8 protein-coding genes are annotated in these 8,372 nt (G+C 65.8%); 3 read left to right on the forward strand and 5 right to left on the reverse strand.

Annotation, left to right across the window (positions count from 1 at the left end; all coding sequences use genetic code 11):
* Positions 1-11 precede the first annotated feature (11 nt).
* A complete protein-coding gene (surE, locus tag AC1Q7Q_RS17025; RefSeq protein ID WP_492372437.1) occupies positions 12-764 on the reverse strand; it encodes a 5'/3'-nucleotidase SurE in 753 nt (250 codons plus the stop codon).
* A 233-nt stretch (positions 765-997) separates the two neighbouring features.
* On the opposite strand from surE, the gene AC1Q7Q_RS17030 reads away from it, so the two are divergent.
* Positions 998-1,972, forward strand: a complete 975-nt coding sequence (locus AC1Q7Q_RS17030) for an NADPH:quinone oxidoreductase family protein (RefSeq protein WP_253927666.1) — start codon at positions 998-1,000, stop codon at positions 1,970-1,972.
* 108 nt (positions 1,973-2,080) lie between these two features.
* Here the strand turns inward: AC1Q7Q_RS17030 and AC1Q7Q_RS17035 are convergent, their stop codons facing one another.
* Positions 2,081-3,139, reverse strand: coding sequence for a porin (locus tag AC1Q7Q_RS17035; protein ID WP_492372438.1), 1,059 nt, complete (start codon positions 3,137-3,139; stop codon positions 2,081-2,083).
* A gap of 262 nt (positions 3,140-3,401) precedes the next feature.
* Between AC1Q7Q_RS17035 and AC1Q7Q_RS17040 the strand changes: the two genes are divergently transcribed.
* A complete protein-coding gene (locus AC1Q7Q_RS17040) occupies positions 3,402-4,100 on the forward strand; it encodes a response regulator (RefSeq protein WP_492372439.1) in 699 nt (232 codons plus the stop codon).
* Complete coding sequence (locus AC1Q7Q_RS17045) at positions 4,097-5,536, forward strand: sensor histidine kinase (RefSeq protein WP_492372440.1); 1,440 nt, start codon at positions 4,097-4,099, stop codon at positions 5,534-5,536. The genes AC1Q7Q_RS17040 and AC1Q7Q_RS17045 overlap by 4 nt, the downstream gene beginning before the upstream one ends.
* A gap of 112 nt (positions 5,537-5,648) precedes the next feature.
* On the opposite strand, the gene AC1Q7Q_RS17050 is transcribed toward AC1Q7Q_RS17045, so the two are convergent.
* From AC1Q7Q_RS17050 to AC1Q7Q_RS17060, 3 genes are all read right to left on the reverse strand, one after another.
* Positions 5,649-6,353 (reverse strand): hypothetical protein, encoded by a 705-nt coding sequence (locus AC1Q7Q_RS17050; protein ID WP_492372441.1) that lies wholly within the window; start codon positions 6,351-6,353, stop codon positions 5,649-5,651.
* Between the two features lie 208 nt (positions 6,354-6,561).
* Entirely contained in the window at positions 6,562-7,353 is a 792-nt protein-coding gene (locus tag AC1Q7Q_RS17055; RefSeq protein ID WP_492372442.1) for an ABC transporter permease, read from the reverse strand.
* Positions 7,354-7,416: 63 nt separating this feature from the next.
* Positions 7,417-8,229 carry an ABC transporter ATP-binding protein gene (locus tag AC1Q7Q_RS17060; RefSeq protein ID WP_492372443.1) on the reverse strand — a complete coding sequence of 271 codons (813 nt, stop codon included), beginning with the start codon at positions 8,227-8,229 and terminating at the stop codon, positions 7,417-7,419.
* Positions 8,230-8,372 lie beyond the last annotated feature (143 nt).

Here is an 8,372-nt window from a genome sequence, read left to right on the forward strand (position 1 = left end):
CGGGCAAGGGCTTATGCCAGCCACTGGTTGACCTGCTCGAGCTGCCCGCGGTGAGTCAGGTCCAGCTGCAAAGGGGTCAGCGACACGAAGCCTTCGCCCGTGGCATGGAAATCCGTGCCCTCGCTCGCATCGCGCGCGTCGCCGGCGGGCCCGATCCAATAGTTGGTATCGCCGCGCGGGTTGACCTGCTTGATCACCGGCTGGGACGGATGGCGCTTGCCGAGCCGGGTGGCACGGTAGCCGTTGATGTGTTCGAACGGCAGGCTGGGAATATTGACGTTGAGCAGGAACGGCTCGGCCGAGGGCCTGGCGATATAGCGCTCGACAATGTCGCGTGCCACGCGCGCGGCGGCGTCAAGATGGGTCCAGCCCTTGTCCACCTGCGAAAAAGCGATCGAGGGAATGCCGAGCAGGAAGCCCTCGATAGCGGCGGCGACGGTGCCGGAATACAGCACGTCCTCGCCCATGTTCTGGCCCTGGTTGATGCCGGACACCACCAGGTCGGGCTTCTCGTCGAGCAAGCCGGTCAGCGCGATATGCACGCAATCGGTCGGCGTGCCGTTGACGAAGCGGAACCCTTTCTGCACGCCCTCCCGGGCTTCATAGATGGACAGTGGCCGCTGCAAGGTCAGCGAGTTGGATGCACCGCTGTGGTTTTGCTCAGGTGCAATCACCGTGATGCGCGCCAGCGGCGCCAGCGCGGCATGTAGCGCGGCTAGCCCCGGCGCCAGGTAACCGTCATCGTTTGCGAGGAGGATATGCATGGCCGGGATTGTACCTGACAAGGCTGCCGCAAGCGGCCTGTCCGCAGCGCAAATCCTGCTGCAAAACCAGTACCCGGCGGCGGCTCGCCAGCTTGTAACAGAACGACCGTGCTATTTTTGCGCTACACTTGCCCGGGCCTGCCTGGCGCAACTGGCATGGACCACGCGTGCACCGCGCATGCACCCTTTTGCGCCGTCTTCTGCCGGGCATCGAACATATCACCGGAGACATGATGAAAGCCGTACTTTGCAAAGCCTGGGGCCCGCCTGATTCGCTGGTGCTCGAAACCCTGCCGGACCTGGTGCCCGGCCCGGGCGAAGTCGTCATCGATGTGAAGGCGGCTGGCGTGAATTTCCCCGACGTCCTCATCATCCAGAACAAATACCAGGCCAAGCCGCAACTGCCCTTCTCGCCCGGCTCGGAACTGGCCGGCGTGGTCAATGCGGTGGGCGAAGGGGTGACGCACGTCAAGCCCGGCGACAATGTGATCGCCTACCTGGGCAACGGCGCCTTTGCCTCGCAGGCCAAGGCCCCCGCCGCCGCCGTGGTGCCGATGCCGCCGGGCATCGACTTCGAGACCGCCGCGGCATTCACCCTCACCTACGGCACCTCGCACCACGCGGTGATCGACCGCGGTGAACTGAAAGCGGGCCAGACCATGCTGGTGCTCGGCGCTGCCGGCGGCGTGGGCCTGGCCGCCATCGAAATCGGCAAGGCCATCGGCGCGCGCGTGATCGCGGCGGCCTCCACCGACGAAAAGCTCGCGGTCTGCAAGGACCATGGCGCCGATGCGCTGATCAACTACAGCACCGAAGACCTGCGCGAACGCGTGAAGGCGCTGACCGATGGCCGCGGCCCCGACGTGATCTATGACCCGGTGGGCGGCATCTACGCCGAGCCGGCGTTCCGCTCGATCGGCTGGCGCGGCCGCTACCTGGTGGTGGGCTTCGCCAATGGCGAAATCCCCAAGCTCCCGCTGAACCTGGCGCTGCTCAAGGGCGCCTCGCTGGTGGGCGTGTTCTGGGGTGACTTTGCGCGGCGCGAGCCCAAGGCCAATCAAGCCAACATGGCGCAGATGCTGGGCTGGATGAAGGAAGGCAAGATCCGCCCGCATATCTCCGCGCGCTATGCGCTGGAGCAGGCGCCGCAAGCCCTGAAAGACATGGAAGCCCGCAAGGTCACCGGCAAGATCGTCATCGTGCCCTGACGTTGCGCGCCTCTGGCGCCGTGCAAGAGCAAAAAAAGCGCCTGGTGCCGTAGCACCAGGCGCTTTTTTCTTGCTCGGCGGCGTTTCACGCAGCCATCACTGCGCGCATCAGAAGCGATGCTGCAAGCCGGCGGTCACCCCCACCTGGTTGTTTGCATAGCCGATGAAGTCCCTGGACAAGCTCACATTCTGCCCGTTGCGCGCCTTGGCATAGCCGCCCGACAGGTAAGCCGTGGTGCGCTTGGACAGCGCGTACTGGGCGCGCACCGAGAACAGGATCGGATCGGCATCGCTGCCGCCCTTGATATTCTGCTTGTAGACCGCGCCATACAACGTGAACGCCGGCGTGAAGTCATACGACGCGCCGCCCCAATACATATCGCTGCGATGAGACGCGGCTGCCGTGGTGAAGGTCCGCTTGTAGTTGCGATAGCCCGCGTAAAGCTTCAGGTCGCCGAAGTCATAGCTGGCGCCAGCGTGGATGCCCTGAATGTAGTCCGTGACATCGGCCGGCGTGGTGCTGGTGCCTGCGCCGTTCTGGCGGTCCCAGGTGGCGGCCGCGGCAAAGCCGCCCGCACTGTAGCCCACGCCGAGATCGTACTTGGACGAGCTCTTGAAGCTGCCGGCCACTTCGCCCAGTGCCACCGTGGCGCCCAGCTTCACGCCACCAAAAGTGCCGTCGTAGCGGATCGCGTTGGACGCGCGCGAGAACAAGCCATCCTTGCGCTCGCCGGTAGCGGTCGCCGAGGTCGCCCACGAGTAATTCGGCGCGTAGCCCATCGGGTCGAACGGCAGCATGAAATCATAGGTGGTGGTGAAGGTGCGGCCCAGCACCACTTGGCCGTACTTGCTGGACAAGCCAACAATGGCGCGCCGATCGAACAGCGTGCCATCGGAATCCAGCCGGCCTGTATCGATGGCGATGCCGCTCTCCAGCTGGAACAGTGCCTTGAGCCCACCGCCAAGGTCCTCGCTGCCGCGCATGCCCCAGCGCGACGTGTTCTTGCCACCCGAAGTCATCTTGACCACCGAACCATTCGGGCCGGCATGGCTGGCGTATTCGATGCCGGCATCCATGATGCCGTACAGGGTCACGCTGGATTGCGCCGCTGCGCCACCGGCCAGGCTCATGCCGACTGCTGCCAGCGCGATCGATTTCAGCTTCATGCTGTCTCCTCTTGTGATTTGTGAGTTGTGATTGTTGTGGTGATGTCCGGGCAGGCCCCCGGGATGGCACGCATGGTATGGCAGGCGCACTTTCAGTTCGCTTTCGAAATTCGACGGATTTCATCGCCGCGCCGGCGTTCGGGGTTGGGAGTTTCCCTAGCTTCAAAGTCGGGCCGGATACCTGTATTTCTCAGCGCGGCCCGCCTTCGCGGCCCTCCCCCGCTTTTACCGATTTCACCCGGGCGCCCTGCCCGCCAAGAGAATGCGAATCCTGCTCGTTGAAGACAATGTGATGCTGGCGAATGCCCTGGTCGAGGCGCTCGGCCAGGCGGGCTTCGCCGTGGACTGCATGCACGATGGCCGCGCGGCAGATCACCTGCTCTCGACTCAGGACTACGCGCTGGTCATCCTCGACCTGGGCTTGCCCAAGCTCGATGGCCTGGAGGTGCTGCGGCGCCTGCGGCAACGGCGCAATGCCATGCCCGTGCTGATCCTGACCGCGCACGGCTCAGTCGAGGACCGTGTGAAGGGGCTCAATCTTGGTGCGGACGACTACCTGTCCAAGCCGTTCGACCTGTCGGAGCTGGAGGCGCGCGCGCGCGCGCTGATACGCCGCAGCTTTGGTCACGAGAGCACGCAACTGCAATGCGGCCCGCTGTGCTATGACGGCATCAGCCGAGCCTTCGTGCTGGGCGGCGAGCCCCTGGCGCTGACCCGGCGAGAGCGCGCCGTGCTCGAGGTGCTGATGCTGCGCGACGGACGCGCCGTCAACAAGGAAGCCATGTCGGAGAAGATTTTCGGCATCGACGAATCGGTCAACCCGGACGCCATCGAAATCTACGTGCACCGCCTGCGCAAGAAGCTCGAAGGCAGCGGCGTGGCCATCGTGACCCTGCGCGGGCTGGGCTACCTGCTCGATGCCTGCGCACAAGCGAACATGGCCACGCCGGCTGCCCGATGAGAGTCCCGAGCCTGCGCCTGCAACTGTCACTCTGGCTGCTGCTGCCGTTGCTGGCCCTGCTGGCAATGGACGCATGGATGACCTATCACCGTGCGATGGACGCCGCCCACGTGGCGTTCGACCGCACGCTGGAAGCCTCGCTCAAATCGATGCGCGAAGGCATCCGCCTGCATGAGGGCCGCTTCGCCATCGACGTGCCTTACCTGGCGCTGGAGATCTTTGAGTCCGAGGCCGGCAGCCGGATCTACTACGTGATTCGCGACGAGCACGGCGCCACGCTGACCGGCTACGACGACCTGCCGATGCCGGCCACGCCAAAGCAGCCGCTCTACAAGACCGTCTTCTACGACGCCGTTTTCCGCGGCGAGCCGGTGCGCATGGCGGCGCAGCCGCTGCCGGTGCGCGACATGCCGTCGGGGCAAGCGCGGCTGGTCTGGGTGCTGGTCGGCGAGACCATCGAGCCGCGCCAGTCGCTGGCGCACGAGATCCTGGCCGGCTCGCTGCAACAGGAAATGGTACTGGTCACGCTGGCGCTGGGCATCGTGTGGTTCGGCGTGCGGCGCGGCCTGCGGCCGCTGCACCGGCTCAGCGCCACGGTGGCCGAACGTGGCGCCGACGACCTGGCGCCGCTGGAGCAAAAAGACCTGCCCGCAGAAATGAAGCCCCTGGTCGAGGCGATCAACCAGTACGTCGCGCGCCTGCACCGCATGTTGCTGGCGCGCAAGCGCTTCTTTGCCGATGCCGCCCACCAGTTGAAGACCCCGCTGGCCATCATGCAGGCGCAGTCAGAACTGGCGCTGCGCGAGCGCGATGGCGAACGCATCCTTCGCCATCTGCGGCCGCTGCACGATACCGTGCGCCACGCCGCCAAGGGCGTGCAGCAACTGCTTTCGCTATCGCGCCTGGAACCGGACAGTGGCTACGCGCCGGCGTTGCTGCCCTTGCGCCTCGATACGCTGGCCAGGGACGTCGCCCTCGAATGGGCACCGGTGTCGCGGGCCGGCCAGGTCGACCTGGGCTTCGAAGCCGATGCGCCGGTGCAAGTCTTGGGGCAAGCGGAACTGCTGCAGGAGTTGGCCGGCAACCTCGTGGACAACGCGATCCGCTATGCCGGCCCCGGCGCGCAGGTGACGGTCCGCGTGGCGGGTCCGGAGAACCAGCCGTTGTTGCAAGTGGTGGATAACGGCCCGGGCGTTGCTGCCGACGAGCGCGACAAGGTATTCCAGCGCTTCTATCGCGGCGAATCCACCCCGGGGCAGGATGGCAGCGGCCTGGGCCTGCCGATCGTGCGCCAGATCGCGCGCGCCCATGGCGCCACGGTGGCGCTTGAGGAAACCCCGGGCGGCGGCCTGACCGTCAGCGTGCGCTTCGCGGTGACCGCGGTGGCAGGCGCCGGGGCCGGGCTCGCGTCGCGCCAAAGCTGGCGGGACCACTAAGCGGCGGTTTCAAAATGAAGCGAAGCGGTTCTGGCTAGGCGGGCGGCCGCAGACAGTCAAGTGGATCGGCCAACGCCGTGCAACGACGCCAGCATCCTTTTGGAGATGGCCTCTAAGGCGGGCAATTGGACGGCAGCGCCAGCTCCTGCCGAAACGGATCGACCTTCAGGCTTGGATCCTTCATGCGCAAGCAGTAAGTCCCTGCAGCGCCGCGCACGCGCGCGGTACGACTCGTGCCCACCTGCGACTCGACAAGGGCTTCGCCCTGCGCGGCCCCTGCCATGCCCGCGGCAAGCCGCTGCGCAGGCGAGGCCACCGCGTCAGAGGCGGCGCGCTCGAAGACGGCCTCGCCCCGCTGACGACTGCGGGCGATATTGTCCCGCGCAACGCCAGTGGCAGATGCCGGATCTGCGGAGCGCATTGGTGCCAGCGGCAGCATGGGCACGCTGGCCGCGCTCGAACTGTTGAAAGGTACGCCCGCCCCGGGCGGCAAAGCCATCGTTGCGACTGGCTCCCGGCCGGGCTGCCCTGCGCACGCGCGCTCAGGCCGAGGCGCAGGCAAGGTCTGCGGCTTGGGAGAGGATGCAACGGGCTTGACGGTAGCGGCCGGCGTTGGCAACCCGGTGAACGGCAACACTGCCACCCACTGCATGGCCCGCGGGTCCCGCTCGCCCGGCCAAGGCAACGAGAGCGAGGCCTGCCGTGCCGGCCAGGGCACCGGACCCAGCACGAGCCCATGCGCCACCAGCACCAGCGCCACCACGATCGGCCACTGGCGGCGGCGCATGGCGTTCGCGCCGCGGTCAGCATTGGGCATCACGCTGGCTTAGCACCAGCTGACACGGACGATGCGTGAGGAAACAGGAGGATGCATAGCGACTCCGGTGACGGTGAGCAAGTCGTGATTCTATGCGGAAATGATTGTTTTACAAACAATTTTTATTGTAAAACAATAAATTAAAGCCAACTTCCACCACGTCCCGGCTCACTCTCGCTATCGCCCGGGCGCCAGCCCCACGGCTGGCTTACAGCCGCTCGGTCTCTCCGCTCTTGGGCTGCCACTTCATCAGCCGCTTCTCCACGCTGCCGACCAGCGTATCCAGCATCAGCGCCGCCGCGGTCAGCACCACGATGCCCGCAAACACGGTGTTGATGTCGAAGGTGCCCTCGGCCTGCAGGATCAGGTAGCCGACGCCGCGCGCCGAGCCCAGGTACTCGCCCACCACCGCGCCCACGAAGGCCAGGCCGACTGACGTATGCAACGAGGAAAACACCCAGCTGGTCGCGCTCGGCAGATAGACATGGCGCAGCAGCTGCTTGCGGTTCGCGCCCAGCATGCGCACATTGGACAGCACCACGGGGCTGACTTCCTTGACGCCCTGGTAGACGTTGAAGAACACGATGAAGAACACCAGCGTCACCGCCAGCGCTACCTTTGACCATATGCCCAGGCCAAACCAGACGGCGAAGATCGGCGCCAGGATCACGCGCGGCATCGAGTTCATCGCCTTGATATAGGGATCGAGGATGGCCGAGGTGAGCGGGCTGAGCGCCAGCCACAGGCCAACGCCAAGGCCCGCGGCCGTGCCGATGCCGAAGGCCAGCAGCGTTTCGATCAGGGTCACGCCGAGGTGGACGTAGATGTCGCGCTCGACGACGAACCAGTTCCAGATGCGCTGGGCCACCATCAGCGGCTCACCGAAGAAGAAGGCAACCTGCTGCGAGCGCGTGGCGGCATGCCAGGCGCCGAGGATCACAACGAGGACGAGCAACTGCCAGAATCGCAGCATGCCCTTGGAGTCGGGACGGAAAGCCATGGGAATCGAAACTCGAATTGAAATCAGACCGGATTGAATGGGAACGAAGCGCGCCAGGCCGTCTCAGGCCACCTTGCGCTGCTGCGCATAGCCCTTGAGGACTTCCTCGCGCAGCACGTCCCAGATGGCCGCGTGCAGCTCGATGAAGCGAGGATGGTTGCGGATCTCGGCCACGTCGCGCGGGCGCGGCAGGTCGATGGCGAACTCGCCGATCGGGTGCGTGCCGGGACCTGCCGACAGCACCACCACGCGATCGCTCATGGCGATGGCCTCGTCAAGATCGTGGGTGATGAACAGCACTGCCTTGCGCTTGGCCGCCCACAAATCCAGCACCTCGTTTTCCATCAGCTGGCGGGTCTGGATGTCGAGCGCGGAGAACGGCTCGTCCATCAGGATGATGTCCGGATCCAGTATCAGCGTCTGGGCCAGGCTCACGCGCTTGCGCATGCCGCCGGAGAGCTGGTGCGGATAGCGGTCGCCAAACCCGCCCAGGCCGACGCGGCGCAGCCAGGCCTCGCCCTCCTGCTGCGCTTCGGCACGCGCCATGCCGCGGAACTCAAGCCCGGCAATGACGTTGTCGAGCGCGCTGCGCCACGGCATCAGGGCTTCGGCCTGGAACATGTAGCCAGCGCGGGTGTTAATGCCGCGCAGCGGCTCGCCGAACACCCGTACCTCGCCGATCGAGGGCTGCAGCAAGCCGGCCCCCACATTCAGCAAGGTGGACTTGCCGCAGCCGGTCGGCCCCACCACGGAGACGAACTCGCCGGGCTGGATGTCCAGGGTGGTCTCCTTGACGGCGGTATAGCGCTGGCTGCGATCGTCGCGGGAGACGAAGGTGCAGGTGACGTTGTCGAGGGAAAGTGCGGGAGTGCTCATGGCAGGCTCTTGGCGGATACGGTGCTGAATGACGCAACGGGTGCGATCGATGCAGGCACCGCGGCTCCGCGCGATAGTAATGACGTGGAAAGCAGGTTCAGGACGGCGCGACCAGCGTCCCGCACGGCATCCCGTTTTCCCAC

The sequence above is a fragment of the Cupriavidus sp. GW823-FHT07A04 genome, from assembly GCF_058794615.1.

Bases quoted from the DNA above. Each gene is read 5' to 3' on its own strand.
- surE (WP_492372437.1), bottom strand. From the start codon at position 764: ATGCATATCCTCCTCGCAAACGATGACGGTTACCTGGCGCCGGGGCTA.
- AC1Q7Q_RS17030 (WP_253927666.1), top strand. From the start codon at position 998: ATGAAAGCCGTACTTTGCAAAGCCTGGGGCCCGCCTGATTCGCTGGTG.
- AC1Q7Q_RS17035 (WP_492372438.1), bottom strand. From the start codon at position 3,139: ATGAAGCTGAAATCGATCGCGCTGGCAGCAGTCGGCATGAGCCTGGCC.
- AC1Q7Q_RS17040 (WP_492372439.1), top strand. From the start codon at position 3,402: ATGCGAATCCTGCTCGTTGAAGACAATGTGATGCTGGCGAATGCCCTG.
- AC1Q7Q_RS17045 (WP_492372440.1), top strand. From the start codon at position 4,097: ATGAGAGTCCCGAGCCTGCGCCTGCAACTGTCACTCTGGCTGCTGCTG.
- AC1Q7Q_RS17050 (WP_492372441.1), bottom strand. From the start codon at position 6,353: ATGCCCAATGCTGACCGCGGCGCGAACGCCATGCGCCGCCGCCAGTGG.
- AC1Q7Q_RS17055 (WP_492372442.1), bottom strand. From the start codon at position 7,353: ATGGCTTTCCGTCCCGACTCCAAGGGCATGCTGCGATTCTGGCAGTTG.
- AC1Q7Q_RS17060 (WP_492372443.1), bottom strand. From the start codon at position 8,229: ATGAGCACTCCCGCACTTTCCCTCGACAACGTCACCTGCACCTTCGTC.